This window comes from Streptomyces sp. NPDC015125, from assembly GCF_043080045.1.
GTDB lineage: Bacteria > Actinomycetota > Actinomycetes > Streptomycetales > Streptomycetaceae > Streptomyces.
On record NZ_JBIBVF010000024.1, the window covers coordinates 26,812 to 50,986 of the forward strand.

Annotated in this window: 32 protein-coding genes; 1 reads left to right on the top strand and 31 read right to left on the bottom strand. The window is 65.8% G+C overall.

Annotation, left to right across the window (positions count from 1 at the left end; all coding sequences use genetic code 11):
* Nucleotides 1-23: 23 nt before the first annotated feature.
* The 25 genes from infA to rpsJ form a co-directional block, all read right to left on the bottom strand.
* Complete coding sequence (gene infA / locus ACF088_RS34030; protein WP_003956442.1) at nt 24-245, bottom strand: translation initiation factor IF-1; 222 nt, start codon at nt 243-245, stop codon at nt 24-26.
* Between the two features lie 225 nt (nt 246-470).
* Entirely contained in the window at nt 471-1,313 is an 843-nt protein-coding gene (map, locus tag ACF088_RS34035) for a type I methionyl aminopeptidase (RefSeq protein ID WP_392379744.1), read from the bottom strand.
* A gap of 122 nt (nt 1,314-1,435) precedes the next feature.
* On the bottom strand, nt 1,436-2,092 hold the full coding sequence (locus ACF088_RS34040) for an adenylate kinase (RefSeq protein ID WP_392379745.1): 657 nt from the start codon (nt 2,090-2,092) through the stop codon (nt 1,436-1,438).
* On the bottom strand, nt 2,092-3,405 hold the full coding sequence (gene secY / locus ACF088_RS34045) for a preprotein translocase subunit SecY (protein ID WP_392379747.1): 1,314 nt from the start codon (nt 3,403-3,405) through the stop codon (nt 2,092-2,094). Before secY ends, ACF088_RS34040 begins: the two co-directional genes overlap by 1 nt.
* Before the next feature lie 226 nt (nt 3,406-3,631).
* Complete coding sequence (rplO, locus tag ACF088_RS34050) at nt 3,632-4,087, bottom strand: 50S ribosomal protein L15 (RefSeq protein ID WP_392379748.1); 456 nt, start codon at nt 4,085-4,087, stop codon at nt 3,632-3,634.
* Nucleotide 4,088: 1 nt separating this feature from the next.
* Nucleotides 4,089-4,271 carry a 50S ribosomal protein L30 gene (rpmD, locus tag ACF088_RS34055; protein WP_030074796.1) on the bottom strand — a complete coding sequence of 61 codons (183 nt, stop codon included), beginning with the start codon at nt 4,269-4,271 and terminating at the stop codon, nt 4,089-4,091.
* A complete protein-coding gene (gene rpsE, locus ACF088_RS34060) occupies nt 4,271-4,873 on the bottom strand; it encodes a 30S ribosomal protein S5 (protein ID WP_006604888.1) in 603 nt (200 codons plus the stop codon). Before rpsE ends, rpmD begins: the two co-directional genes overlap by 1 nt.
* A 46-nt stretch (nt 4,874-4,919) precedes the next feature.
* Nucleotides 4,920-5,303 carry a 50S ribosomal protein L18 gene (rplR, locus tag ACF088_RS34065; RefSeq protein WP_129295748.1) on the bottom strand — a complete coding sequence of 128 codons (384 nt, stop codon included), beginning with the start codon at nt 5,301-5,303 and terminating at the stop codon, nt 4,920-4,922.
* Nucleotides 5,304-5,306: 3 nt separating this feature from the next.
* Entirely contained in the window at nt 5,307-5,846 is a 540-nt protein-coding gene (rplF, locus tag ACF088_RS34070; RefSeq protein WP_350251609.1) for a 50S ribosomal protein L6, read from the bottom strand.
* Between the two features lie 22 nt (nt 5,847-5,868).
* On the bottom strand, nt 5,869-6,267 hold the full coding sequence (gene rpsH / locus ACF088_RS34075) for a 30S ribosomal protein S8 (RefSeq protein ID WP_127151657.1): 399 nt from the start codon (nt 6,265-6,267) through the stop codon (nt 5,869-5,871).
* Between the two features lie 239 nt (nt 6,268-6,506).
* Entirely contained in the window at nt 6,507-6,692 is a 186-nt protein-coding gene (locus tag ACF088_RS34080; protein WP_004571834.1) for a type Z 30S ribosomal protein S14, read from the bottom strand.
* A 2-nt stretch (nt 6,693-6,694) separates the two neighbouring features.
* Nucleotides 6,695-7,255 (bottom strand): 50S ribosomal protein L5, encoded by a 561-nt coding sequence (rplE, locus tag ACF088_RS34085; RefSeq protein ID WP_086717611.1) that lies wholly within the window; start codon nt 7,253-7,255, stop codon nt 6,695-6,697.
* The gene (rplX, locus tag ACF088_RS34090) at nt 7,255-7,578 is read right to left on the bottom strand and encodes a 50S ribosomal protein L24 (protein WP_006604883.1); all 324 of its coding nucleotides are present in this window, start codon (nt 7,576-7,578) and stop codon (nt 7,255-7,257) included. Before rplX ends, rplE begins: the two co-directional genes overlap by 1 nt.
* A gap of 3 nt (nt 7,579-7,581) precedes the next feature.
* Entirely contained in the window at nt 7,582-7,950 is a 369-nt protein-coding gene (rplN, locus tag ACF088_RS34095; protein ID WP_003992364.1) for a 50S ribosomal protein L14, read from the bottom strand.
* 107 nt (nt 7,951-8,057) lie between these two features.
* Entirely contained in the window at nt 8,058-8,339 is a 282-nt protein-coding gene (gene rpsQ, locus ACF088_RS34100) for a 30S ribosomal protein S17 (RefSeq protein ID WP_006604882.1), read from the bottom strand.
* A complete protein-coding gene (gene rpmC, locus ACF088_RS34105) occupies nt 8,339-8,563 on the bottom strand; it encodes a 50S ribosomal protein L29 (RefSeq protein WP_030074787.1) in 225 nt (74 codons plus the stop codon). Before rpmC ends, rpsQ begins: the two co-directional genes overlap by 1 nt.
* Nucleotides 8,563-8,982 carry a 50S ribosomal protein L16 gene (gene rplP, locus ACF088_RS34110; RefSeq protein WP_006604880.1) on the bottom strand — a complete coding sequence of 140 codons (420 nt, stop codon included), beginning with the start codon at nt 8,980-8,982 and terminating at the stop codon, nt 8,563-8,565. The genes rpmC and rplP overlap by 1 nt, the downstream gene beginning before the upstream one ends.
* A gap of 5 nt (nt 8,983-8,987) precedes the next feature.
* Nucleotides 8,988-9,815 carry a 30S ribosomal protein S3 gene (gene rpsC / locus ACF088_RS34115; RefSeq protein ID WP_030986147.1) on the bottom strand — a complete coding sequence of 276 codons (828 nt, stop codon included), beginning with the start codon at nt 9,813-9,815 and terminating at the stop codon, nt 8,988-8,990.
* On the bottom strand, nt 9,815-10,162 hold the full coding sequence (gene rplV, locus ACF088_RS34120; protein ID WP_037839423.1) for a 50S ribosomal protein L22: 348 nt from the start codon (nt 10,160-10,162) through the stop codon (nt 9,815-9,817). Before rplV ends, rpsC begins: the two co-directional genes overlap by 1 nt.
* Before the next feature lie 43 nt (nt 10,163-10,205).
* Nucleotides 10,206-10,487: a 30S ribosomal protein S19 gene (gene rpsS, locus ACF088_RS34125; RefSeq protein ID WP_018090899.1), complete on the bottom strand. Its 282-nt coding sequence runs from the start codon at nt 10,485-10,487 to the stop codon at nt 10,206-10,208.
* A 12-nt stretch (nt 10,488-10,499) separates the two neighbouring features.
* On the bottom strand, nt 10,500-11,336 hold the full coding sequence (gene rplB / locus ACF088_RS34130) for a 50S ribosomal protein L2 (RefSeq protein ID WP_088798407.1): 837 nt from the start codon (nt 11,334-11,336) through the stop codon (nt 10,500-10,502).
* Nucleotides 11,337-11,375: 39 nt separating this feature from the next.
* A complete protein-coding gene (gene rplW, locus ACF088_RS34135) occupies nt 11,376-11,699 on the bottom strand; it encodes a 50S ribosomal protein L23 (protein ID WP_129295745.1) in 324 nt (107 codons plus the stop codon).
* Nucleotides 11,699-12,349: a 50S ribosomal protein L4 gene (rplD, locus tag ACF088_RS34140; RefSeq protein WP_392379753.1), complete on the bottom strand. Its 651-nt coding sequence runs from the start codon at nt 12,347-12,349 to the stop codon at nt 11,699-11,701. The genes rplW and rplD overlap by 1 nt, the downstream gene beginning before the upstream one ends.
* Before the next feature lie 8 nt (nt 12,350-12,357).
* Nucleotides 12,358-13,002 (bottom strand): 50S ribosomal protein L3, encoded by a 645-nt coding sequence (gene rplC, locus ACF088_RS34145; RefSeq protein ID WP_030986140.1) that lies wholly within the window; start codon nt 13,000-13,002, stop codon nt 12,358-12,360.
* 14 nt (nt 13,003-13,016) lie between these two features.
* Nucleotides 13,017-13,325, bottom strand: a complete 309-nt coding sequence (gene rpsJ / locus ACF088_RS34150) for a 30S ribosomal protein S10 (RefSeq protein ID WP_014054162.1) — start codon at nt 13,323-13,325, stop codon at nt 13,017-13,019.
* Nucleotides 13,326-14,215: 890 nt separating this feature from the next.
* Here rpsJ and ACF088_RS34155 point away from each other — a divergent pair.
* Nucleotides 14,216-14,761, top strand: coding sequence for an SUKH-3 domain-containing protein (locus tag ACF088_RS34155; RefSeq protein ID WP_392379754.1), 546 nt, complete (start codon nt 14,216-14,218; stop codon nt 14,759-14,761).
* A 40-nt stretch (nt 14,762-14,801) separates the two neighbouring features.
* Here ACF088_RS34155 and tuf read toward each other — a convergent pair whose 3' ends face one another.
* The 6 genes from tuf to ACF088_RS34185 form a co-directional block, all read right to left on the bottom strand.
* On the bottom strand, nt 14,802-15,995 hold the full coding sequence (gene tuf / locus ACF088_RS34160) for an elongation factor Tu (RefSeq protein WP_159481495.1): 1,194 nt from the start codon (nt 15,993-15,995) through the stop codon (nt 14,802-14,804).
* Nucleotides 15,996-16,150: 155 nt separating this feature from the next.
* Nucleotides 16,151-18,271 carry an elongation factor G gene (fusA, locus tag ACF088_RS34165; protein WP_392379755.1) on the bottom strand — a complete coding sequence of 707 codons (2,121 nt, stop codon included), beginning with the start codon at nt 18,269-18,271 and terminating at the stop codon, nt 16,151-16,153.
* A 39-nt stretch (nt 18,272-18,310) separates the two neighbouring features.
* On the bottom strand, nt 18,311-18,781 hold the full coding sequence (rpsG, locus tag ACF088_RS34170) for a 30S ribosomal protein S7 (protein ID WP_085925683.1): 471 nt from the start codon (nt 18,779-18,781) through the stop codon (nt 18,311-18,313).
* A gap of 2 nt (nt 18,782-18,783) precedes the next feature.
* Entirely contained in the window at nt 18,784-19,155 is a 372-nt protein-coding gene (rpsL, locus tag ACF088_RS34175; RefSeq protein ID WP_003948652.1) for a 30S ribosomal protein S12, read from the bottom strand.
* A gap of 389 nt (nt 19,156-19,544) precedes the next feature.
* Nucleotides 19,545-20,039 (bottom strand): DUF1707 and DUF4190 domain-containing protein, encoded by a 495-nt coding sequence (locus ACF088_RS34180; protein ID WP_392379756.1) that lies wholly within the window; start codon nt 20,037-20,039, stop codon nt 19,545-19,547.
* Between the two features lie 230 nt (nt 20,040-20,269).
* On the bottom strand, nt 20,270-24,169 hold the full coding sequence (locus tag ACF088_RS34185) for a DNA-directed RNA polymerase subunit beta' (RefSeq protein ID WP_392379758.1): 3,900 nt from the start codon (nt 24,167-24,169) through the stop codon (nt 20,270-20,272).
* Between the last annotated feature and the right edge of the window lie 6 nt (nt 24,170-24,175).

The window sequence follows — 24,175 nt, forward strand, 5'->3', positions numbered from 1 at the left end:
CGGGAGCGGGGCGGCGACAAGATCTACTTGTAGCGGTAGACGATCCGGCCACGCGTCAGGTCGTAGGGAGAGAGCTCCACGACGACCCGGTCATCCGGGAGGATACGGATGTAGTGCATCCGCATCTTTCCGCTGATGTGCGCGAGGACCTTGTGACCGTTCTGGAGCTCCACCTTGAACATGGCGTTCGGGAGGGACTCGATCACGGTGCCCTCGATCTCGATGGCACCTTGCTTCTTGGCCACGCTTCGCCCTTCGAATCGGCTACCTTGATCGACTATCCCGCACCACACCCTCGACCAAGAGGGCATACGGATGCACGAGAGCCGACGCGTTAGTCTACGTCAGCGCCCAGCAAAAGACGAATCCAGGATTATTGCCCACCCGGGGAGATCCTTATGCCCGGGGCCGGTCGGCCGGGTGGGTCGGGCCGCCCGGCGGATCAGCTGAGGAGGATCTCCCCCTGGCCCCTATGCCTTAGCGGAAGGGTCGGGCGCAGCCGTGATCCCCAGCTCGGCGAGCTTGGCCTTGCCGCCGTCCGGCGCGGTCAGCACCAGCGGGCCGTCCTCGGTCAGCGCGACCGAGTGCTCCCAGTGCGAGGACCAGCTGCCGTCGTTCGACTTGACCGTCCAGTCGTCGTCGAGGACGTGGGTCTTGGCCGTGCCGAGATTGACCATCGGCTCGATGGCGATGCAGAAGCCGGGCACCAGCTTCGGGCCCCGGCCGCGCTTGCGGTCGACGTAGTTCAGCAGATGCGGGTCCATGTGCATCTGCGAGCCGATGCCGTGGCCGCCGTAGTCCTCGACGATGCCGTACTTACCGTTCGCCGGCCGCGGCTGGCGGCGGATGTAGCCCTCGATCGCCTTGGAGATGTCGACCAGCCGGTTGCCCTTGGCGACCGCCGCGATCCCGGCCCACATCGACTCCTCGGTGACCCGGCTCAGCTCGACCAGCTCCGCCGGGTGACCGGACCCGACGAAGGCGGTGTACGCCGCGTCGCCGTGCCAGCCGTCGATGATCGCGCCGCAGTCGATGGAGATGATGTCGCCGTTCTGCAGCACCGTCTCCGTGTCGGGGATGCCGTGGACCACGACATCGTTGACGGAGGTGCAGATCGTTGCGGGGAAGCCGCCGTAACCGAGGAAGTTCGACTTCGCCCCGTGCTCGGCGAGCACCTTGCGTGCCGCGTCGTCCAGATCCTTGGTCGTGGCGCCGGGCACCGCGACCTCCCGGGTCGCCGCGTGAATGGCGGCGACCACCAGCCCCGCCTCGCGCATCTTCGCGATCTGCTCGGGGGTCTTGATCTCCACCATGACGGCTGGCGCCTTCCTGAACCGACTACAACGCATATCCGGCGGCCGTCACGACCGCCCCGTACACGATACGGCCGCGGCGCCCTTGCGGGCACCGCGGCCGTATCGGAAGCCGTGTGCTGCTACGCGTCCCGGGACGGCAGGGCCGCCATGGCCCGCCGGGTCACCTCGTCGACCTTCCCCATCGCGGGGATGGTGACGACCAGGTCCTGGTCCTTGTAGTAGTCGATGATCGGCTCGGTCTCCGTGTGGTAGACCTCCAGCCGCTTGCGGACGGTCTCCTCGCGGTCGTCGTCCCGCTGGTACAGCTCGCCGCCGCAGACGTCGCAGACGCCCTCGGCCTTCGGCTTGTTGTACTCCGCGTGGAAGACGTGGCTGGAGTCGTTGCGGCAGATCCGCCGGCCGGCGATCCGCTTGACGACCTCGTCCTCCGGGACCTCCAGGTCCAGGACGGCGTCCAGCGTGAGGTTCTTGTCCTTGAGGTACTCGTCCAGCGCCTTGGCCTGGCCAAGGTTGCGCGGGAAGCCGTCCAGGAGGAAACCGCCTGCCGCGTCGGGCTGCTCCATACGGTCCTCGGCCATCGCAATGGTGACCGAGTCGGGCACCAGGTTGCCGGCGTCCATGTACGACTTCGCCTCGCGGCCGAGGGGCGTGCCCTGGCTGATGTTGGCGCGGAACAGGTCCCCCGTGGAGATGTGCGGGATCTCGAGGTTCTTGGCAAGGTACGCAGCCTGCGTACCCTTGCCGGCCCCCGGGGGTCCGACGAGGACGATTCGCATCAGCGGAGGAACCCTTCGTAGTTGCGCTGCTGAAGCTGGCTCTCGATCTGCTTCACGGTCTCCAGACCCACACCCACGATGATCAGGATGCTCGTCCCGCCGAACGGGAAGTTCTGGTTCGCGTTGAAAAGCACCAACGCCACTGTTGGTACGAGCGCGATCAGCCCCAGGTACAGCGAGCCCGGCCACGTGATCCGGTTGAGCACGTAGCTGAGGTACTCGGCCGTCGGGCGACCAGCCCGGATACCCGGGATGAAGCCACCATACTTCTTCATGTTGTCGGCAACTTCTTCGGGGTTGAAGCTGATGGCGACGTAGAAGAAGGCGAAAAACACGATCAGCAGGAAGTACGTAACGATGTAAACCGGGTGATTTCCCTTGGTGAAGTTGGTGGCGATCCACGTCGCCCATGCCGCCTTCGACCCGCTGAACTGTGCAATGAGGGCTGGAATGTAGAGCAGCGATGACGCGAAGATGACGGGAATCACACCCGCCTGGTTCACCTTGAGCGGGATGTAGGTGGACGTACCGCCATAGGACCGGCGGCCGATCATCCGCTTCGCATACTGCACCGGAATGCGCCGCTGGGCCTGCTCGACGAAGACCACCAGGGCGACCATGGCGAGGCCCACCGCGATGACGGCGAAGAACTCGATCCAGCCGTCGGCCAGCTTGCCCTGGAGCTTGATCTGCCACAGCGCGCCCGGGAAGCCGGCGGCGATCGAGATGAACATCAGGATCGACATGCCGTTGCCGATACCGCGGTCGGTGACCAACTCACCGAGCCACATGATCAGGCCGGTGCCGGCGGTCATCGTGATGACCATGGTGATGGTGGTGAAGATCGAGTCGCTGGGCACGATCTCGCTGGCGACCGGGCAGCTCTGGAAGAGCGAACCACTGCGGGCGGTGGCCACCAGGCCGGTGCCCTGCAGGATGGCGAGCGCCACGGTCAGATAGCGGGTGTACTGCGTGATCTTCGCCTGCCCGGACTGCCCCTCCTTCTTGAGGGCTTCCAGCCGGGGAATCACCACAGTCAGCAGCTGGAGGATGATGCTCGCCGTGATGTACGGCATGATCCCCAGCGCGAAGATCGTGATCTGCAGCAGCGCACCACCGCTGAACATGTTCACCAGGGCGAACAACCCGCTGCTCCCGCCGGCCTGCTTCATGCAGGTCTCGACGTTCGCATAGTTGACCCCGGGGACCGGGACGTGTGCGCCGATCCGGTAGAGCACGATGATGCCCAATGTGAACAGCAGCTTCTTGCGCAGGTCGGGCGTCTTGAACGCTCGGGCGAACGCGGTGAGCACGGTGCCTCCTGCGCCTCCCGCCTTGAATGCGAGAGGTGACGGTCTTGAGGATCGACGAATACGTAGCGGGCAAAAACCGCGCAGACACGGCCCGCGCGGCGGGGGTCCGGGACGGAGCCCGGAAAACAGCAGTCCATCCCACCTTACCGGCGACCATACCCCCGTGGAACGACCAACCGGGGATGCCCCAAACGATGGGCATCCCCGGTCAGTTGAGTCAGCGAACTCAGATGAGTTCGGTGACGGTGCCGCCGGCAGCGGCGATCTTCTCCTTGGCGGAGCCGGAAACGGCGTCAACCGTCACCTGCAGCGCCACGGAGACCTCGCCGGTGCCGAGCACCTTGACGAGCTCGTTCTTGCGCACCGCGCCCTTGGCGACCAGGTCGGTCACCGTGACCTCGCCACCCTGCGGGTAGAGCGCGGTCAGCTTGTCCAGGTTCACGACCTGGAACTGCTTGTGGGCGGGGTTCTTGAAGCCCTTCAGCTTCGGGAGGCGCATGTGGAGGGGCATCTGCCCGCCCTCGAAGCGCTCCGGAACCTGGTAACGGGCCTTCGTGCCCTTGGTACCACGACCAGCGGTCTTACCCTTGGACGCCTCACCACGACCGACACGGGTCTTGGCGGTCTTGGCGCCCGGGGCGGGCCGGAGGTTGTGGACCTTCAGCGGGTTGTTCTCCGCCATGTCAGTCGACCTCCTCAACCGTCACGAGGTGGCGGACGGTGTGCACCATGCCGCGGAACTCGGGACGGTCCTCCTTGACAACCACGTCGTTGAGCCGCTTGAGGCCCAGCGAACGGAGGGTGTCGCGGTGGTTCTGCTTGCTACCGATGAAGGACTTCGTCTGCGTGATCTTGAGGTGCGCCATTACGCGGTCACCCCGGCACGCGCCCGCAGCAGAGCGGCGGGAGCAACGTCCTCCAGCGGCAGGCCACGACGGGCCGCGATCTCCTCGGGGCGCTGCAGGCCCTGAAGCGCGGTCACCGTGGCGTGCACGATGTTGATCGGGTTCGACGAGCCGAGCGACTTGCTCAGCACGTCGTGGATGCCCGCGCACTCCAGAACGGCACGCACGGGGCCACCGGCGATCACACCGGTACCGGGGGAAGCCGGCTTGAGCAGGACGACGCCCGCAGCCTTCTCGCCCTGGATGGGGTGAGGGATGGTGCCCTGGATACGGGGGACCTTGAAGAAGTTCTTCTTGGCCTCTTCCACGCCCTTGGCGATGGCAGCCGGAACTTCCTTGGCCTTGCCGTAACCGACACCTACGGTGCCGTCACCATCGCCCACCACGACCAGCGCGGTGAAGCTGAAGCGACGGCCACCCTTGACAACCTTGGCGACACGGTTGATCGCGACAACGCGCTCAACGTATGCGGTCTTCTCGGCGGCAGCGCCACCGTCGCGACCCTTCCGGTCCCGCCGCTCGCCGCCACCGGCACCGCTCCCGCGGCGCTGGGGTCCAGCCATTGGATTTACCTCTCTCTGTTACGTCCGCTAGCTCCGGAACCGGGGCTTAGAACTTCAGCCCGGCTTCGCGGGCGGCGTCGGCCAGAGCGGCAATCCGCCCGGCGTACTGCTTGCCACCACGGTCGAACACGACGGCCTCGACACCGGCGGCCTTGGCACGCTCGGCAACCAGGGAACCGACCTGCTTGGCCTGAGCGCTCTTGTCGCCCTCGCCACCACGGATCGACGCGTCCAGGGTCGACGCCGAGGCCAGCGTGTGGCCCGCAATGTCGTCGATGACCTGCGCGGTGATGCCACGGTTGGACCGCGTCACCACCAGACGCGGACGCTCCGGGGTACCCGAAATCCGCTTACGGATGCGGATGTGGCGCCGCTTGGCGGCGGCACGCTTGTAAGCGTCGCCCTTGGCGATCTTCACACCGTATGCCATGGCTTACTTACCAGCCTTTCCGACCTTGCGGCGGATGACCTCGCCGGCGTACTTGACGCCCTTGGCCTTGTACGGGTCAGGCTTGCGCAGCTTGCGGATGTTCGCCGCAACCTCGCCGACCTTCTGCTTGTCGATGCCCTCGACGCTGAGCTTGGTCGGGGACTCGACCTTGAAGGAGATGCCCTCGGGCGCCTCGATCAGGATCGGGTGGCTGTAGCCCAGGGAGAACTCCAGGTTGGAGCCCTTCGCCTGGACGCGGTAACCGACACCGCTGATCTCGAGCGCCTTGCTGAAGCCCTGGGTCACGCCGGTGATCATGTTCGCCACCAGCGTGCGGGACAGGCCGTGCAGGGCCTTGTTCTGACGCTCGTCGTTCGGGCGGGTGACGGCGATGACGCCGTCCTCACCCTTGGCGACCTCGATGGGCGCGGCGACGGTGTGCGAAAGGGAGCCCTTGGGACCCTTCACCGCGACCGTGCGGCCATCGATGGTGACGTCCACACCAGCGGGAACCTGGATGGGCAGCTTGCCAATACGCGACATTAGCTATTCCTCCGTTCCCTGGTTACCAGACGTAGGCGAGGACTTCCCCACCCACGCCCTTCTTGCTGGCCTGCTGGCCGGTCAGGAGACCGTGGGACGTGGAGATGATCGCCACGCCCAGGCCGCCGAGAACCTTCGGCAGACTTGTGGACTTTGCGTAGACCCGCAGGCCCGGCTTCGAGATTCGCTTGATGCCGGCGATCGAGCGCTCGCGGTTCGGGCCGAACTTCAGCTCGAGGACGAGGTTCTTGCCAACCTCGGCGTCCTCGACGCGCCAGCCGGTGATGTAACCCTCCTGCTGGAGGATCTCCGCGATGTGCGACTTGATCTTGCTGTGCGGCATCACGACGTCGTCGTGGTATGCCGAGTTCGCGTTCCGCAGACGGGTCAGCATGTCTGCGATGGGATCAGTCATGGTCATGAATTGGCCTTCGGCCTCTCTCGCCGGGGTTTCCTATGTGCGCCATCCCTCTCCCCGATCAGAGTCGGGACGGGTGCGGCGCGGGGACCTACGGCGTAGTAAGCGACGTTATGCGGGCTCGGCCCGCGGTCGGTCTCGGGCGGCGAGACGCCCAAACCCTTCTACCCTACGGGAAAAGAGGGGTGGGCGCCCGCCGGCCGAATGCTTACCGAGAGCTTCTGGTCATCCCAACTAAGGGATTACCAGGAGCTCTTGGTCACGCCCGGCAGCTCGCCACGGTGAGCCATCTCACGAAGGCACACGCGGCACAGGCCGAACTTGCGGTAGACGGAGTGCGGACGGCCGCAGCGCTGGCAACGCGTGTACGCGCGGACAGCAAACTTCGGCTTACGAGCCGCCTTAGCGATCAGAGCCTTCTTCGCCACGGTCAGTTCTCCTTGAACGGGAAGCCGAGGTGACGAAGCAGGGCGCGGCCCTCATCGTCGTTGGACGCCGTGGTGACCACGGTGATGTCCATGCCCCGCGTCCGGTCGATCTTGTCCTGGTCGATCTCGTGGAACATGACCTGCTCCGTGAGACCGAAGGTGTAGTTGCCCCGACCGTCGAACTGCTTCGGGGACAGACCACGGAAGTCGCGGATGCGCGGCAGCGCCAGCGACAGCAGGCGGTCCAGGAACTCCCACATGCGGTCACCGCGGAGGGTGACGTGGGCACCGATCGGCTGGCCCTCGCGCAGCTTGAACTGCGCGATGGACTTACGGGCCTTCGTGACGGCCGGCTTCTGTCCGGTGATCGTGGTGAGGTCGCGGATGGCGCCCTCGATCAGCTTGGAGTCGCGGGCGGCGTCGCCCACACCCATGTTGACCACGATCTTGGTCAGACCGGGGATCTGCATGACGTTCTCGAGCGAGAACTCGTCCTTCAGCTTCCCGGCGATCTCTTCGCGGTAGCGCGTCTTGAGACGCGGCGCGTTGGTGGTGGCAGTCATCAGATGTCCTCACCGGTCCGCTTGGCAACGCGGATCTTGTTGCCCTCGTCGTCGAAGCGGTATCCGACGCGGGTGACGACCTTGTTCCCGTCCTTCTCCACGACGAGCTGAACGTTGCTCACGTGGACAGGGGCCTCGGTCGTCACGATGCCGCCGGTCTTCGAACCACGAGCGGTCTGTCCGGCCTTGGTGTGCTTCTTGACCCGGTTGACACCCTCGACCAGGACACGGTCCTCGCGGGGGAAGGCCTGGATGACCTTGCCCTGCTTGCCCTTGTCCTTACCGGTGATGACCTGGACCAGGTCGCCCTTCTTGATCTTCATCGGTTACAGCACCTCCGGCGCGAGCGAGATGATCTTCATGAACTTCTTCTCGCGCAGCTCCCGGCCCACCGGGCCGAAGATGCGGGTGCCGCGGGGGTCGCCATCGTTCTTGAGGATGACGGCCGCGTTCTCGTCGAAGCGGATGTACGAGCCGTCCGGACGGCGGCGCTCCTTGACGGTGCGAACGATGACCGCCTTGATGACGTCACCCTTCTTCACGTTGCCACCGGGGATCGCGTCCTTCACGGTGGCGACGATGACGTCACCGATGCCCGCGTAGCGGCGACCGGAACCACCGAGAACACGGATGCAAAGGATCTCCTTCGCACCAGTGTTGTCGGCGACACGCAGTCGCGACTCCTGCTGGATCACGTCTATCTCCTGTTTGTCTGCCGGTTCCCGGCAGGGGCTGCCTCATACGAGACGGAGCCCCTGCCGAGCCTGGCGGAACTGTTCCTAGGGGGTCCCCCTAGGAGGGATTACTTGGCCTTCTCGAGGATCTCGACGATGCGCCAGCGCTTGGTGGCGGACAGCGGCCGGGTCTCCATCAGGAGGACGCGGTCGCCGACGCCGGCAGCGTTCTGCTCGTCGTGCGCCTTGAGCTTGTTGGTACGGCGGATGACCTTGCCGTACAGCGCGTGCTTGACGCGGTCCTCGACAGCGACGACGACGGTCTTGTCCATCTTGTCGCTGACGACGAGACCCTCACGGGTCTTGCGGAAACCGCGCTCGTTCGTCTCAGTCACATTCTTCTCGCTCATCAGGCGCTCTCCACCGTCTCGATGCCCAGCTCGCGCTCACGCATCAGGGTGTAGATCCGGGCGATGTCCTTACGGACGGACTTGAGCCGACCGTGGTTCTCGAGCTGTCCGGTCGCCGCCTGGAAGCGGAGGTTGAACAGCTCCTCCTTGGCCTCACGAAGCTTGCCGACGAGGTCCTCGTCATTCAGCTCGCGCAGCTCGGTCGCCTTGATACCGGCCGCCATCACGACTCACCTGCCTCGCGCCGCACAATGCGGCACTTCATCGGAAGCTTGTGGGCGGCGCGGGTCAGCGCCTCCTTGGCAACCTTTTCGTTCGGGAAGGACAGCTCGAACATCACCCGACCGGGCTTGACGTTCGCGACCCACCACTCCGGAGAACCCTTACCGGAACCCATGCGGGTTTCGGCCGGCTTCTTCGTGAGCGGGCGGTCCGGGTAAATGTTGATCCAGACCTTGCCGCCACGCTTGATGTGACGGGTCATCGCGATACGAGCGGACTCGATCTGACGGTTCGTCACGTAAGCCGGGGTGACGGCCTGAATGCCGTACTCACCGAAGGCCAGCTCGGTGCCACCCTTGGCCATACCGCTGCGCTTCGGGTGGTGCTGCTTGCGGTGCTTGACCCTGCGAGGGATCAGCATGTCGGTCAGGCCTCCGTTCCGGGGGTCTCCGCCGGAGCAGCGGCAGCGGCCTCGGCCTTGGGGGCCTCGGCAGCGGCGGTCTGCTGCTGCGGCTTGCGGCCACCGCGGCCGCCACGCTCGCCACCGCGGCGCGGGCGGTCGTTGCCGCCACCGCGGGCCGGGCGGTTACCCGCACGGGCGGCAGCGTTCTCGGCACGCACCTCGGCGATGTTCTTGACGTCGCCCTTGTAGATCCAGACCTTCACACCGATACGGCCGAAGGTGGTCTTGGCCTCGAAGAAGCCGTAGTCGACGTTCGCACGGAGCGTGTGCAGGGGCACACGGCCCTCGCGGTAGAACTCCGAGCGGGACATCTCGGCGCCGCCGAGACGGCCACCGCACTGGATCTTGATGCCCTTGGCGCCGGCCTTCATCGTCGACTGCATGCTCTTACGCATGGCGCGACGGAAGGAGACGCGGGAGGACAGCTGCTCGGCGACGGCCTGGGCCACCAGCTGAGCATCGGTCTCGGGGTTCTTGACCTCGAGGATGTTCAGCTGGACCTGCTTGCCGGTCAGCTTCTCCAGCTCGCCGCGGATGCGGTCGGCCTCGGCGCCGCGGCGGCCGATGACGATGCCCGGACGAGCGGTGTGGATGTCAACGCGGACGCGCTCACGGGTGCGCTCGATCTCCACCTTGGAGATACCGGCGCGCTCCATGCCCTTCGTCATCATGCGACGAATGGCGACGTCTTCCTTGACGTAGTCCTTGTACAGCTTGTCGGCGTACCAACGCGACTTGAAGTCGGTGGTGATGCCGAGCCGGAACCCGTGCGGGTTAACCTTCTGGCCCATTACCGGGTTCCTTCCTTGCTGCTGACGACCACGGTGATGTGGCTGGTCCGCTTGCGGATCCGGTAGGCACGGCCCTGGGCACGCGGACGGAACCGCTTCAGGGTCGGGCCCTCGTCGACATACGCCTCGGAGATGACGAGGCTGCCGGCGTCGGTGTGGTCGTAGTTGTGCGCGGCGTTGGCAATGGCGCTGTCCAGCACCTTGCCCACCGGCACGCTCGCGGCCTGCGGGGCGAAACGCAGGACCGCCTGAGCCTCCGTGGCATTCATGCCACGGATAAGGTCCACCACGCGGCGGGCCTTCATGGGCGTGACGCGGATGTACCGCGCCTGGGCCCTGGCTTCCATGGTTGTCCCTTCGGTGTCAGTCATAGTCTTCGCACTCCGCCGATCAACGACGCCGCGACTTGCGGTCGTCCTTCTCGTGGCCGCGGAAGGTGCGGGTCGGCGCAAACTCGCCGAGCTTGTGGCCGACCATCGACTCGGTGACGAACACCGGGACGTGCTTGCGGCCGTCGTGCACCGCGATCGTGTGGCCGAGCATGGCCGGGACGATCATGGAGCGGCGGGACCAGGTCTTGATGACGTTCTTGGTGCCGGCATCGTTCTGAACATCCACCTTCTTGGAAAGGTGGTCGTCGACGAAGGGCCCCTTCTTGAGACTGCGCGGCATCTAAACCCGCTCCTAGCGCTTCTTGTTCGTCTTGCGGCGGCGGACGATGTACTTGTTGCTCGCCTTCTTCGGCGAACGAGTACGACCCTCCTTCTGACCCCACGGCGAGACCGGGTGGCGACCACCGGAGGTCTTGCCCTCACCACCACCGTGCGGGTGGTCGACGGGGTTCATCACGACACCACGCACGGTCGGGCGGACGCCCTTCCAGCGCATGCGGCCGGCCTTACCCCAGTTGATGTTCGACTGCTCGGCGTTGCCGACCTCGCCGACGGTGGCGCGGCAGCGCACGTCGACCAGGCGGATCTCGCCGGACGGCATACGAAGGTGGGCCATGCGGCCCTCCTTCGCCAGCAGCTGCACGGAGGCACCGGCCGAGCGGGCGAACTTCGCACCGCCGCCCGGACGCAGCTCGATCGCGTGGATCGTCGTACCCACGGGGATGTGACGCAGCGGCAGGTTGTTGCCCGGCTTGATGTCGGCGCCAGCGCCGTTCTCAATCCGAGCACCCTGGACCAGGCCACGGGGCGCGATGATGTAGCGCTTCTCGCCGTCTGCGTAGTGCAGGAGCGCGATGCGCGCGGTGCGGTTCGGGTCGTACTCGATGTGCGCGACCTTGGCCGGCACGCCGTCCTTGTCGTGACGACGGAAGTCGATCACTCGGTAGGCGCGCTTGTGGCCACCGCCCTGGTGGCGAACGGTCACACGACCGGCGTTGTTACGGCCGCCCTTGCTGTGCAGCGGGCGGACCAGCGACTTCTCCGGCGTGGACCGCGTGATCTCGACAAAGTCGGCGACGCTGGAGCCACGACGGCCCGGGGTCGTCGGCTTGTACTTGCGGATACCCATTTCTCAGTCCTCGTCCGATTCCGGACGACTCGGACTCCGTTAGGAGACCGGGCCGCCGAAGATGTCGATACGGTCGCCCTCGGCGAGGGTCACGATGGCGCGCTTCGTGTTCGCACGCTTGCCGTAACCGGTGCGGGTGCGCTTGCGCTTGCCCTGCCGGTTGATCGTGTTGACCCCGGTGACCTTGACCGAGAAGACCGCCTCGACGGCCTGCTTGATCTGGGTCTTGTTCGAGCCCGGCGCGACGATGAACGTGTACTTGTTCTCGTCCAGCAGGGCGTAGCTCTTCTCCGAGACAACCGGCTTGACGAGCACGTCACGCGGGTCCGAGAAGTTCTTGCTGGTGACGACGGCCTCAGTCATCAGGCGTCGCTCCCTTCGGTCTCAGCGGCCTTGGGGCCAGACACGAAGGACTCGAAGGCGGCCTTGGTGAAGACCACGTCGTCGGAGACGAGCACGTCGTACGTGTTCAGCTGGCCCGGCTCCAGGATGTGAACCTGGGGCAGGTTGCGGGCGGACAGCCACGCGGCCTCGTCGCTGCGCTCGACGACCAGGAGCACGTTCTTGCGCTCGCTGACCTTGCCGAGAAGAGTCTTGGCGGCCTTGGTGGAGATGTCGCCCTCGACCACGCCGGCAACGACGTGGATGCGGCTGTTGCGGGCCCGGTCGGTGAGGGCACCGCGCAGGGCGGCAACCTTCATCTTCTTCGGGGTCCGCTGGCTGTAGTCACGCGGCACGGGGCCGTGGACGATGCCACCGCCGGCGAACTGCGGCGCGCGGGTCGAACCCTGGCGCGCACGGCCGGTGCCCTTCTGGCGGTACGGCTTCTTGCCACCGCCGCGGACCTCGCCGCGAGTCTTGGTCTTGTGCGTGCCCTGACGGGCAGCGGCCAGCTGTGCGACAACGACCTGGTGGATCAGCGGAACGCTGACCTTGGCGTCGAAGATCTCCGTGGGGAGCTCGACGGTACCGGCCTTGTCGCCTGCCGGCGAAAGGATGTCAATGGTGCTCATCGGTTACCTCAGGCCCCCTTGGCCGCGGTACGGACCAGGACGAGGCCGCCGTTCGGACCAGGAACTGCGCCCTTGATGAGCAGCAGACCCTTCTCCGCGTCAACGGCGTGGACGGTCAGGTTCTGGGTGGTGACCCGCTCATTGCCCATACGGCCGGCCATCCGCATGCCCTTGAACACGCGGCCCGGGGTGGCGCAGCCACCGATGGAGCCAGGCTTACGGTGCACACGGTGGGCACCGTGGGAGGCCTTGCCGCCATGGAAGCCGTGACGCTTCATGACACCGGCGAAGCCCTTGCCCTTGCTCTTGCCGGTCACGTCCACCTTGACGCCGGACTCGAAGGTCTCAGCGGTCACTTCCTGGCCGAGGGTGTACTCACCGGCATCGGTGGTACGGACCTCGACGAGGTGGCGACGGGGGGTGACGTCGGCCTTCGCGAAGTGGCCCTTGAGGGGCTTGTTCACCTTGCGCGGGTCGATCTCGCCGAAGGCGATCTGGACGGAGTCGTAACCGTCCTGGTCATTGGTGCGCACCTGGGTAACGACACAGGGGCCGGCCTTGACCACAGTGACCGGGACGACACGGTTGTTCTCGTCCCAGACCTGGGTCATGCCGAGCTTCTCGCCCAGGATGCCCTTGATCTGCTTAGCCATCTCTTCCGCGCCTCTCAGAGCTTGATCTCGATGTCAACGCCGGCCGGAAGGTCCAGGCGCATCAGCGAGTCAACGGTCTTGGGCGTCGGGTCGAGGATGTCGATCAGGCGCTTGTGCGTGCGCATCTCGAAGTGCTCGCGCGCGTCCTTGTACTTGTGCGGCGACTTGATGACGCAGTACACGTTCTTTTCAGTGGGCAGCGGCACCGGGCCCGCGACCGACGCACCAGTACGGGTCACCGTCTCGACGATCTTCTTCGCCGAGGAGTCGATGACCTCGTGGTCGTAGGCCTTGAGCCGGATGCGGATCTTCTGTCCCGCCATGGCTACTTCGTAGTCCTGTCTCTCGTAAACGCTCTGGGACCCGATGCGCTGTGCTCCGTGAGGAACACCGTCCCACCTCCGACCCCCGCGGTCGGGCGTGTCGCGCGCCTTCCGGTAAATCCCCACGAGGGGGATCCTTCTAGAAGGAATGCGTGGGGGTAGGACACCCACCGGGCGCCTGGCCGAGGCACCCCGCTGACGCTTCCCGGAAGATTCCCGTATTTCCGGCCCTGAAAAGGGACGACGAATACCTGGGACTCGCTTCCAGTCCTCCCGGCGGGAGGCGCGCAGCATTGGCACTCAACCGAGCAACCTGGACAGTGTGCCATACAGGCGACACGACTGGCCAACTGAAGCGGGAGACACTACCCGACCGCCGGGCAGAACGGTGCCCCTCGGCCGCAGCGCGCGTCGCGGAATCGCCGGCCCCTCCGGCCCCGTGCTACGAGAACCCCCTGGCAACCTGCCCGAAGCCGGCCGGGCGACCGGGCGCGCTCCCCCACGCTTCCCCGATACCGAAGGCCACAGAACGGCCGCGGCGAACCAAGGGGGTCGGCGGGGACCAGTGCAGCCATCCGGACCGCGCCCCCGCCCGCGGACAGGGCGCCGCCTCCCCCACCGCCGAAGCCGCGGGGAAGCCGCCCTGACCCTCTTCACGCTGGCGGCCCATTGGCTGCGCAGCAGCTGGTGGCTCAGCGCGCCGGCAATGATGCTTCCGTTTGCCGCAGTCCGGTGACTCTTCCCCTCGTAGCGGAGTCGGCCGCGATATCGGCGAAACGAAATATGGGCACGCCGAGAAAGCCTCTTGCCGTACCTGCGGACCGTTGCTTTCCAGCCCGGACGTAAGGCCTCACCGGCATCACGGATCTGAAGCATGAAGGGGCTTGAACATGGCGATCGCGCCGACCCGGGCAGAGGTCGATCAACTCTTTACCGACGCGGGATGGCACCCCGCTCGCGACGTATCCGAAAGAGTCCGGGAATTGGCGGAGTTCGTCATTGCCGACCTGGCAGCACATGACTGCCAGGTCGGGCTCTTCCCGGAAGCGGAGGCCTTCTTGCGCTCGTACGGGTTCCTGGACGTGCCGTTCCCCCACGCGACCGAACGCACAGATCGCTTCAACACCTGCGCCAAATTCTGCAGCAATCGATCCGAGCACATCTCCGAGCTCATGGACGATACGCAACAGTCCGTATTCCTCATCGGGTGGGAAAGAATGGAGAACGGGCTCGTGGTAATGGACCCCCATGAGCGGATGTTTTACCTGCACCATTCCGGCACCTACTACGCAGGATCAGGAATTCACGAAGCATTTTCCAGCCTGTATACGGTGCACCTTCAGCCCATCGACGATTACCTTGCCCGACCCGCCGAAGACACCCGCCCGGACGTCAAGGAGCCCCGCCCACCTGACGGTGGACGGGGCTCCTTGTGAGCTCCGGGGAGCTACGACCGGATCAACCGGATCAACGGAATTACTTGTTGATCTTGGTGACCTGGCCGGCGCCGACGGTCCGGCCACCCTCACGGATGGCGAACTTCAGGCCCTCCTCCATGGCGACCGGCTGGATCAGCTCGACCGACATCTCGGTGTTGTCGCCCGGCATGACCATCTCGGTGCCCTCGGGGAGGGTCACCACGCCGGTCACGTCCGTGGTACGGAAGTAGAACTGCGGGCGGTAGTTGTTGAAGAACGGGGTGTGGCGGCCACCCTCGTCCTTCGACAGGATGTACGCCTGGGCCTCGAACGAGGTGTGCGGCGTGACCGAACCCGGCTTGATGATGACCTGGCCGCGCTCGACGTCCTCGCGCTTGATACCGCGAAGCAGCAGACCGACGTTCTCACCGGCCTGGCCCTCGTCGAGGAGCTTCCGGAACATCTCGATACCGGTGACCGTGGTGGTGGTCTTCTCGGTCTTGATGCCGATGATGTCGACGGTCTCGTTGACCTTGAGGACACCACGCTCGATACGACCGGTGACAACGGTGCCACGGCCGGTGATCGTGAAGACGTCCTCGATCGGCATCAGGAACGGCTTGTCGACGTCGCGCTCGGGCTGCGGGATCGACTCGTCGACGGCGGCCATGAGCTTGAGGACGGAGTCGCCCCACTCCTTGTCGCCCTCGAGCGCCTTGAGCGCCGAGACCTTGACGACCGGAACGTCGTCGCCGGGGAACTCGTACTCGGAGAGGAGCTCACGGACCTCGAGCTCGACGAGCTCCAGGATCTCCTCGTCGTCCACCATGTCGGCCTTGTTCAGGGCGACGACGATGTACGGAACGCCGACCTGGCGGGCCAGGAGCACGTGCTCCTTGGTCTGCGGCATCGGGCCGTCGGTGGCGGCAACCACGAGGATGGCGCCGTCCATCTGCGCCGCACCCGTGATCATGTTCTTGATGTAGTCCGCGTGACCGGGGCAGTCGACGTGGGCGTAGTGACGGTTCTCCGTCTGGTACTCGACGTGCGCGATCGAGATCGTGATACCGCGCTGGCGCTCCTCAGGAGCCTTGTCGATCTGGTCGAAGGCCGAGGCCTCGTTCAGGTCCGGGTACGCGTCGTGCAGCACCTTGGTAATGGCGGCCGTGAGGGTCGTCTTACCGTGGTCAATGTGACCGATGGTGCCGATGTTGACGTGCGGCTTAGTCCGCTCGAACTTCGCCTTCGCCACTGGTTCCTCCTGAAGTGGTTCTGTACGCCTTACTCATCGGCGCCAGGTGATCTTTGCTGGGATGCCGGCTGACGGGGCAATCCTCACGGTTTGCGGGGATTGCCCCATCAGACGGTGTCAAGCCTAAAGCGTGTTCCGGCTCTCGGGAGACGGAGCTATTCGCCCTTGGCCTTCGCGATGATCTCCTCGGCGACGTTCCGGGGAACCTCGGCGTAGGAGTCGAACTGCATCGAGTAGCTTGCGCGACCCGAGGTCTTGCTGCGGAGATCGCCGACGTAGCCGAACATCTCCGAGAGGGGAACCAGGCCCGTGACGAGCTTGGCGCCGCTGCGCTCCTCCATGGACTGGATCTGTCCACGGCGGGAGTTGATGTCGCCGATCACGTCACCCATGTAGTCCTCGGGCGTGGTGACCTCGACCTTCATCATCGGCTCGAGCAGGGCCGGGGAGGCCTTGCGCGCGGCCTCCTTGAAGGCCATCGAACCGGCGATCTTGAAGGCCATTTCCGACGAGTCGACCTCGTGGAAGGCACCGTCGAGGAGGGTGACCTTGACACCGGTCAGCGGGTAGCCGGCGAGAACACCGAACTCCATGGCCTCCTGGCAGCCCGCGTCCACGGACGGGATGTACTCCCGCGGGATACGGCCACCGGTGACCTTGTTCTCGAACTCGTACCCGTCGCCCTCGAGCGGCGCGATCGCGATCTGCACCTTCGCGAACTGGCCGGAACCACCAGTCTGCTTCTTGTGCGTGTAGTCGAGACGCTCGACCGGCTTGCGCAGGGTCTCGCGGTACGCGACCTGCGGCTTGCCGACGTTGGCCTCGACCCGGAACTCACGCTTCATACGGTCGACCAGCACGTCGAGGTGCAGCTCGCCCATACCCGCGATGATGGTCTGGCCGGTCTCCTCGTCGGTGTGCACCTGGAACGAGGGGTCCTCTTCGGCGAGCCGCTGGATGGCGACACCCAGCTTCTCCTGGTCGCCCTTGGACTTGGGCTCGATGGCGACCTGGATGACCGGGGCCGGGAACTCCATCGATTCCAGGATGACCGGGTTGCCGGCGTCGCAGAGGGTCTCACCGGTGGTGGTCTGCTTCAGACCCATGACGGCGACGATGTCACCGGCACCCACCGACTCGATCTCCTCACGCTTGTTCGCGTGCATCCGGTAGATCTTGCCGATGCGCTCCTTCTTGCCCTTCACCGAGTTCTGCACCTGCGAGCCGGCCTCGAGGCGGCCCGAGTAGATGCGGATGAAGGTGAGCTTGCCCAGGTGGGGGTCGCTCGCAATCTTGAACGCCAGAGCGGCCAGCGGCTCACTCTCGGACGGCTGGCGCTTGATGACCTCTTCCGGGTCCTTGACGGAGTGGCCTTCGATGGCCTCGACGTCCAGGGGGGAGGGGAGGTAGCGCACGACCGCGTCGAGCAGGGGCTGGACGCCCTTGTTCTTGAACGCGGTACCGCAGAACACCGGGGTGACGGTGGTGTTCTCGGCCTTGCCCGAAGCGATGGTGATCCGGCGGATCGCCGCGTAGAGCTGCTCCACGGTGGGCTCCTGGCCCTCCAGGTACAGCTCCATGACCTCTTCATCGTTCTCGGCAACGGCCTCGAGCAGCTTGCCGCGCCACTCGTCGGCAGCCTCGATGTGCGTGTCCGGGATGTCGACGGTGTCGTACATCTCGCCCTTGGCGGCCTCGGCCGACCAGACCAGGGCCTTCATGGTGACGAGGTCGACGACACCCTTGAAGTCCGCCTCGGTGCCGATCGGCAGCTGCATCACGATCGGGGTCGCGCCGAGGCGGTCCACGATCATGTCGACGCAGCGGTGGAACTCGGCGCCCGTGCGGTCGAGCTTGTTGACGAAGCAGATACGCGGAACGCCGTAGCGGTCCGCCTGACGCCAGACGGTCTCGGACTGGGGCTCGACACCGGCAACGCCGTCGAACACCGTCACCGCGCCGTCCAGGACGCGCAGCGAGCGCTCCACCTCGACCGTGAAGTCGACGTGGCCCGGGGTGTCGATGATGTTGATGGTGTTGTCGACGTCTTCCAGCGGCCAGTGGCAGGTCGTCGCGGCAGACGTGATGGTGATGCCGCGCTCCTGCTCCTGCTCCATCCAGTCCATCGTGGCAGCGCCGTCGTGGACCTCACCGATCTTGTACGAAACACCGGTGTAGAACAGGATCCGCTCGGTGGTGGTCGTCTTGCCCGCGTCGATGTGGGCCATGATCCCGATATTGCGGACCTTGGCCAGGTCAAGCGAAGTGGTGGCCATAGTGGCTCAATCTTCTCTCGGTCTCGATGTGGGTTGCGACTACCAGCGGTAGTGCGCGAAGGCCTTGTTGGACTCGGCCATCTTGTGCGTGTCCTCACGCTTCTTGACCGAAGCGCCGAGGCCGTTGGAGGCGTCGAGCAGTTCGTTCATGAGGCGCTCGGTCATGGTCTTCTCGCGGCGGGCGCGGGAGTAGCCCACGAGCCAGCGCAGCGAGAGGGTGCCGGCACGGCCGGGCTTGACCTCGACCGGGACCTGGTAGGTCGCGCCACCGACACGGCGGGACTTGACCTCGAGGGTCGGCTTGATGTTCTCGAGCGCGCGCTTGAGCGTGATGACCGGGTCGTTACCGGTCTTCTCGCGCAGACCCTCCATGGCGCCGTAAACGATGCGCTCGGCGGTGGAGCGCTTTCCGTTCAGCAGCACCTTGTTGATGAGGGAGGTCACCAGAGGAGAGCCGTAGACCGGGTCGATGATGACCGGGCGCTTCGGGGCGGGGCCCTTACGAGGCATTCTTACTTCTCCTTCTTGGCGCCGTAGCGGCTGCGAGCCTGCTTGCGGTTCTTGACGCCCTGCGTGTCGAGGGAGCCTCGGATGATCTTGTACCGAACACCCGGCAGGTCCTTCACACGACCACCACGCACGAGCACGATCGAGTGCTCCTGCAGGTTGTGGCCCTCACCCGGAATGTAAGCGGTGACCTCGATCCCGCTGGTCAGACGCACACGCGCGACCTTACGCAGGGCCGAGTTCGGCTTCTTCGGGGTGGTCGTGAAAACACGCGTGCAGACGCCACGGCGCTGGGGGGAACCCTCAAGCGCGGGCGTCTTGTTCTTCTCGACCTTGTCCTGCCGGCCCTTGCGGACCAGCTGCTGGATCGTAGGCACCGTTTCTCCGGTTTCTGTGTGCCAGTCTCGGTAAAGCTAACCTGGAACATTCCCCGACCCACGCGGTCGGGTGTGTCGAATACTGCAGTCCGGTCCCTCGCTGGAACGAGTGAGGCGGCAGATTGCGGTGTCAAAACCCGGCTTCCGTGCTGTGGCTCTCCCGGCCAGAGGCTGTGGAGATTGCGCGCACGGCAGCCCAGGGACACCCCAGGCACAAGGTCAGAGCGTACCTACCGCATGGGCTGCGGTCAAAACAAATGCACACGCGAAGGACACGCCGGACTCCTCACGGCGTTGCGGCCACCGTAGTGCGATCGGTGACCGTACGGAAGAAGGCACCACCCCGCTGCCACACGCCGCGGCCGCCTACCGCCAGGGCCGCGGACCGGTCAGAGGTTGACCGCCGCCGACAGGACGAAGACCAGCAGAAACAGCGCCCAGCCGCCGATCGCCAGCCAGCCCAGCACCAGCCCCGTGATGGCCTGGCCGTCCCCGCGCTCCCCCGTGCGGCGGATCTCGGCGCGCGCCTTGTGCCCCAGGATCACCGCCGGAATCGCCGTCAGCCCCCAGGTCACCGGCGTCATGATCCCGCACACCAGCGCGCCCGTCGCCGAGGAATTGGTGTGCACCGGCACCGGCATCTGCATCGGCATGGGCATCGGCATGAACGTCGCCGGCACCATCGGCCGTTGCGGCTGGAACTGCGCCTGCGGCACCGGCCCCTGCGGAAGATCCGAGACCAGCATCTGCAGCTCCGCATGGGTCTGCGCCTTGTAGGCCCGCCCTATCCGCTGCTCGTACTCCGGCTGCTGCAGCCGCCCCTCGGCGAAACCCGCCTTGAGCACATCGACCGCCCGCTCACGATCAGCGTGCGAGGCGCGCATCGCAGGCACCTGATGCGACGGCTGAGCCGGCTGCCCGCCCTGCCACGGCTGGAATGCCACTTCGCGAACCTCCCCCGCTCGACAGTTATCCCCATCTTCTCATCAGAGACGCAGCAATGGGAGGACAAGTTCCCCCGCGCGGCCCCCAACCCTGCAGGAAGGCCGGACAACGCCGCAGGGCGGCCACCCCGCGAGGGATGGCCGCCCTGTTGCTGTCGTACGGACCAGGCTTACTGGTTGTACGGACCGTAGTCGTAGTCCTCCAGCGGGACTGCCTGGCCGGAGCCGGTGCCGAAGGGCGAGTAGTCGATGTCGTCGTAACCGACGGCCGAGTACATCGCGGCCTTCGCCTCCTCGGTGGGCTCGACCCGGATGTTGCGGTAGCGGGACAGGCCCGTACCGGCCGGGATGAGCTTACCGATGATGACGTTCTCCTTGAGGCCGATCAGGGAGTCCGACTTGGCGTTGATCGCCGCGTCGGTCAGGACCCTGGTCGTCTCCTGGAAGGACGCCGCCGACAGCCACGACTCGGTGGCCAGCGAGGCCTTGGTGATACCCATCAGCTGCGGACGGCCGGAGGCCGGGTGGCCACCCTCCGCCACGACCCGACGGTTCTCACCCTCGAACTTCGTGCGCTCCACGAGCTCGCCCGGCAGCAGCTCCGCGTCGCCGGACTCGATGATCGTCACGCGGCGCAGCATCTGCCGGATGATGATCTCGATGTGCTTGTCGTGGATCGCCACGCCCTGGCTGTTGTAGACCTTCTGGACCTCGCCGACCAGGTGGACCTGGACGGCACGCTGGCCGAGGATCCGCAGCACGTCGTGCGGGTTCACGGCACCCACGGTCATCGGCTGGCCGACCGTGACGTGGTCGCCCTCGCCCACCAGGAGACGGGCACGCTTGGAGACGCCGTAGGCCATCTCGTCGCTGCCGTCGTCCGGGGTGACGACGACCTTCTTGGTCTTCTCGGTCTCCTCGATCCGGACGCGGCCGGCCGCCTCCGAGATCGGGGCGACGCCCTTGGGCGTACGGGCCTCGAAGAGCTCGACGACACGCGGCAGACCCAGGGTGATGTCGTCACCGGCCACACCACCGGTGTGGAAGGTACGCATCGTCAGCTGGGTGCCGGGCTCACCGATGGACTGGGCGGCGATGATGCCGACCGCCTCACCGATGTCGACCAGCTTGCCGGTGGCCAGCGAACGGCCGTAGCAGAAGGCACAGGTGCCGACCGCGGACTCACAGGTCAGGACCGAGCGGGTCTTGACCTCCTCGACGCCCGCGTTGACCAGCGCGTCGATGAGCACGTCACCGAGGTCGACGTTGGCCGGCGCGACGACCTTGCCGTCGACGACGACGTCCTCGGCCAGCATCCGTGCGTAGACGCTGGACTCGACGTCGTCCGCCTTGCGCAGGACACCCGCGGCGTCCTTCGAGGCGATCCGCAGCTTGAGGCCACGCTCCGTGCCGCAGTCCTCCTCGCGAATGATGACGTCCTGGGAGACGTCGACCAGACGACGGGTGAGGTAACCGGAGTCGGCGGTACGAAGGGCGGTGTCCGCCAGACCCTTACGGGCACCGTGCGTGGAGATGAAGTACTCCAGCACGGACAGACCCTCGCGGAACGACGCCTTGATCGGACGCGGAATGGTCTCGTTCTTCGCGTTCGACACCAGACCACGCATACCGGCGATCTGCCGCATCTGCATCATGTTTCCTCGGGCACCCGAGTCAACCATCATGAAGATGGGGTTCGTCTTGGGGAAGTTCTCATTCATCGCCTCGGAGACCTCGTTGGTCGCCTTGGTCCAGATGTTGATGAGTTCCTGCGTGCGCTCGTCCTTGGTGATCAGACCGCGCTCGTACTGCTTCTGGACCTTCTCGTCCTGGGCCTCGTAGCCCGCGACGATGGCCTTCTTGGCCTCCGGCACGACGATGTCCGAGACGGCGACGGTGACGCCGGACCGGGTCGCCCAGTGGAAGCCGGACGCCTTCAGGTTGTCGAGCGTCGCCGCCACGATGACCTTGGGGTAGCGCTCGGCCAGGTCGTTGACGATCGCGGAGAGCTGCTTCTTGCCCACCGAGTAGTCGACGAACGGGTAGTCCTCGGGCAGTAGCTCGTTGAAGAGCGCACGGCCCAGGGTCGTCCGCAGCCGGAAGCTGTCACCCTGCTGCCACTCGGGCTCGCCCTCCTCCGGAACCGGCGGGGTCCAGCCACGGGGCGGGACGGTGCCGATCGGGAAGCGGATGTCGACCTTCGCCTGCAGCGAGAGCTCACGGGCGTCGAAGGCCATGATGGCCTCGGCGACCGAGCCGAAGGCCCGGCCCTCGCCCTTGACCTCGCGCTCCTCTTCATCCGTGGTGAGGAAGAAGAGGCCGAGCACCATGTCCTGGGTCGGCATGGTGACCGGACGGCCGTCGGCCGGCTTGAGGATGTTGTTCGAGGACAGCATCAGGATGCGGGCCTCGGCCTGGGCCTCCGCGGACAGCGGGAGGTGGACGGCCATCTGGTCACCGTCGAAGTCCGCGTTGAACGCGGTGCAGACGAGCGGGTGAATCTGAATGGCCTTGCCCTCGACCAGCTGCGGCTCGAAGGCCTGGATGCCCAGACGGTGCAGGGTGGGTGCACGGTTCAGCAGCACCGGGTGCTCGGCGATGACCTCTTCGAGCACGTCGTAGACGACCGTGCGGCCGCGCTCGACCATGCGCTTGGCGCTCTTGATGTTCTGCGCGTGGTTGAGGTCCACCAGGCGCTTCATCACGAACGGCTTGAAGAGCTCCAGCGCCATGGCCTTGGGCAGACCGCACTGGTGCAGCTTGAGCTGCGGGCCGACGACGATGACGGAACGCGCCGAGTAGTCGACTCGCTTACCGAGCAGGTTCTGACGGAAGCGGCCCTGCTTGCCCTTCAGCATGTCGCTGAGGGACTTCAGCGGGCGGTTACCGGGACCGGTGACCGGGCGACCGCGACGACCGTTGTCGAACAGCGCGTCGACGGCCTCCTGCAGCATCCGCTTCTCGTTGTTCACGATGATCTCGGGGGCGCCGAGGTCAAGGAGACGCTTGAGGCGGTTGTTGCGGTTGATCACACGGCGGTACAGGTCGTTCAGGTCGGAGGTCGCGAAGCGGCCACCGTCCAGCTGCACCATCGGACGCAGGTCCGGCGGGATCACCGGGATGCAGTCCAGCACCATGCCCTTGGGGCTGTTGCGGGTCTGCAGGAAGGCGGAGACGACCTTGAGGCGCTTGAGCGCACGGGTCTTCTTCTGGCCCTTGCCGGTACGGATGATCTCGCGGAGGCGCTCGGCCTCCTCGTCGAGGTCGAAGGTCTCCAGGCGCTTCTGCAGGGCAGCGGCACCCATGGAGCCGTCGAAGTACGTGCCGAAGCGGTCCCGCAGCTCGCGGTAGAGCAGCTCGTCGCCCTCCAGGTCCTGGACCTTGAGGTTCTTGAAGCGGTTCCAGACCTCGTCGAGACGGTCGATCTCGCGCTGCGCACGGTCGCGCAGCTGCTTCATCTCACGCTCGGCGCCCTCGCGCACCTTGCGGCGCACGTCCGCCTTGGCGCCCTCGGCCTCCAGCTCGGCCAGGTCGGTTTCGAGCTTCTTGGCGCGGGCCTCCAGGTCGGAGTCGCGGCGCTGCTCGATCTGCTGACGCTCGACGGAGACGTGCGCCTCCAGCGAGGGCAGGTCGCGCGTACGGCGCTCCTCGTCCACCCACGTGATCATGTAGGCGGCGAAGTAGATGACCTTTTCGAGGTCCTTGGGCGCGAGGTCCAGCAGGTAGCCCAGCCGGCTCGGCACGCCCTTGAAGTACCAGATGTGGGTCACGGGAGCGGCAAGCTCGATGTGGCCCATCCGCTCACGACGCACCTTGGCGCGAGTGACCTCGACGCCACAGCGCTCGCAGATGATGCCCTTGAAGCGGACGCGCTTGTACTTACCGCAGTAGCACTCCCAGTCCCGGGTCGGACCGAAGATCTTCTCGCAGAAGAGTCCGTCCTTTTCGGGCTTGAGCGTGCGGTAGTTGATGGTCTCGGGCTTCTTGACCTCGCCGTGGCTCCACTGACGGATGTCGTCAGCGGTAGCCAGACCGATCCGGAGCTCATCGAAGAAGTTGACGTCGAGCACTATGCG

What these genes read in the sequence shown, in the direction of transcription:
- map (WP_392379744.1), bottom strand. Translation starts at nt 1,313, where the DNA reads ATGGTGGAGATCAAGACCCCCGAGCAGATCGCGAAGATGCGCGAGGCG.
- ACF088_RS34040 (WP_392379745.1), bottom strand. Translation starts at nt 2,092, where the DNA reads ATGCGAATCGTCCTCGTCGGACCCCCGGGGGCCGGCAAGGGTACGCAG.
- rplO (WP_392379748.1), bottom strand. Translation starts at nt 4,087, where the DNA reads ATGGCGGAGAACAACCCGCTGAAGGTCCACAACCTCCGGCCCGCCCCG.
- rpmD (WP_030074796.1), bottom strand. Translation starts at nt 4,271, where the DNA reads ATGGCGCACCTCAAGATCACGCAGACGAAGTCCTTCATCGGTAGCAAG.
- rpsE (WP_006604888.1), bottom strand. Translation starts at nt 4,873, where the DNA reads ATGGCTGGACCCCAGCGCCGCGGGAGCGGTGCCGGTGGCGGCGAGCGG.
- rplR (WP_129295748.1), bottom strand. Translation starts at nt 5,303, where the DNA reads ATGGCATACGGTGTGAAGATCGCCAAGGGCGACGCTTACAAGCGTGCC.
- rplF (WP_350251609.1), bottom strand. Translation starts at nt 5,846, where the DNA reads ATGTCGCGTATTGGCAAGCTGCCCATCCAGGTTCCCGCTGGTGTGGAC.
- rpsH (WP_127151657.1), bottom strand. Translation starts at nt 6,267, where the DNA reads ATGACCATGACTGATCCCATCGCAGACATGCTGACCCGTCTGCGGAAC.
- rplE (WP_086717611.1), bottom strand. Translation starts at nt 7,255, where the DNA reads ATGACTGCCACCACCAACGCGCCGCGTCTCAAGACGCGCTACCGCGAA.
- rplX (WP_006604883.1), bottom strand. Translation starts at nt 7,578, where the DNA reads ATGAAGATCAAGAAGGGCGACCTGGTCCAGGTCATCACCGGTAAGGAC.
- rpsQ (WP_006604882.1), bottom strand. Translation starts at nt 8,339, where the DNA reads ATGAGCGAGAAGAATGTGACTGAGACGAACGAGCGCGGTTTCCGCAAG.
- rpmC (WP_030074787.1), bottom strand. Translation starts at nt 8,563, where the DNA reads ATGGCGGCCGGTATCAAGGCGACCGAGCTGCGCGAGCTGAATGACGAG.
- rplP (WP_006604880.1), bottom strand. Translation starts at nt 8,982, where the DNA reads ATGCTGATCCCTCGCAGGGTCAAGCACCGCAAGCAGCACCACCCGAAG.
- rpsC (WP_030986147.1), bottom strand. Translation starts at nt 9,815, where the DNA reads ATGGGCCAGAAGGTTAACCCGCACGGGTTCCGGCTCGGCATCACCACC.
- rplV (WP_037839423.1), bottom strand. Translation starts at nt 10,162, where the DNA reads ATGGAAGCCAGGGCCCAGGCGCGGTACATCCGCGTCACGCCCATGAAG.
- rpsS (WP_018090899.1), bottom strand. Translation starts at nt 10,487, where the DNA reads ATGCCGCGCAGTCTCAAGAAGGGGCCCTTCGTCGACGACCACCTTTCC.
- rplB (WP_088798407.1), bottom strand. Translation starts at nt 11,336, where the DNA reads ATGGGTATCCGCAAGTACAAGCCGACGACCCCGGGCCGTCGTGGCTCC.
- rplW (WP_129295745.1), bottom strand. Translation starts at nt 11,699, where the DNA reads ATGACTGAGGCCGTCGTCACCAGCAAGAACTTCTCGGACCCGCGTGAC.
- rplD (WP_392379753.1), bottom strand. Translation starts at nt 12,349, where the DNA reads ATGAGCACCATTGACATCCTTTCGCCGGCAGGCGACAAGGCCGGTACC.
- rplC (WP_030986140.1), bottom strand. Translation starts at nt 13,002, where the DNA reads ATGGCTAAGCAGATCAAGGGCATCCTGGGCGAGAAGCTCGGCATGACC.
- rpsJ (WP_014054162.1), bottom strand. Translation starts at nt 13,325, where the DNA reads ATGGCGGGACAGAAGATCCGCATCCGGCTCAAGGCCTACGACCACGAG.
- ACF088_RS34155 (WP_392379754.1), top strand. Translation starts at nt 14,216, where the DNA reads ATGGCGATCGCGCCGACCCGGGCAGAGGTCGATCAACTCTTTACCGAC.
- fusA (WP_392379755.1), bottom strand. Translation starts at nt 18,271, where the DNA reads ATGGCCACCACTTCGCTTGACCTGGCCAAGGTCCGCAATATCGGGATC.
- rpsG (WP_085925683.1), bottom strand. Translation starts at nt 18,781, where the DNA reads ATGCCTCGTAAGGGCCCCGCCCCGAAGCGCCCGGTCATCATCGACCCG.
- ACF088_RS34180 (WP_392379756.1), bottom strand. Translation starts at nt 20,039, where the DNA reads ATGCGCGCCTCGCACGCTGATCGTGAGCGGGCGGTCGATGTGCTCAAG.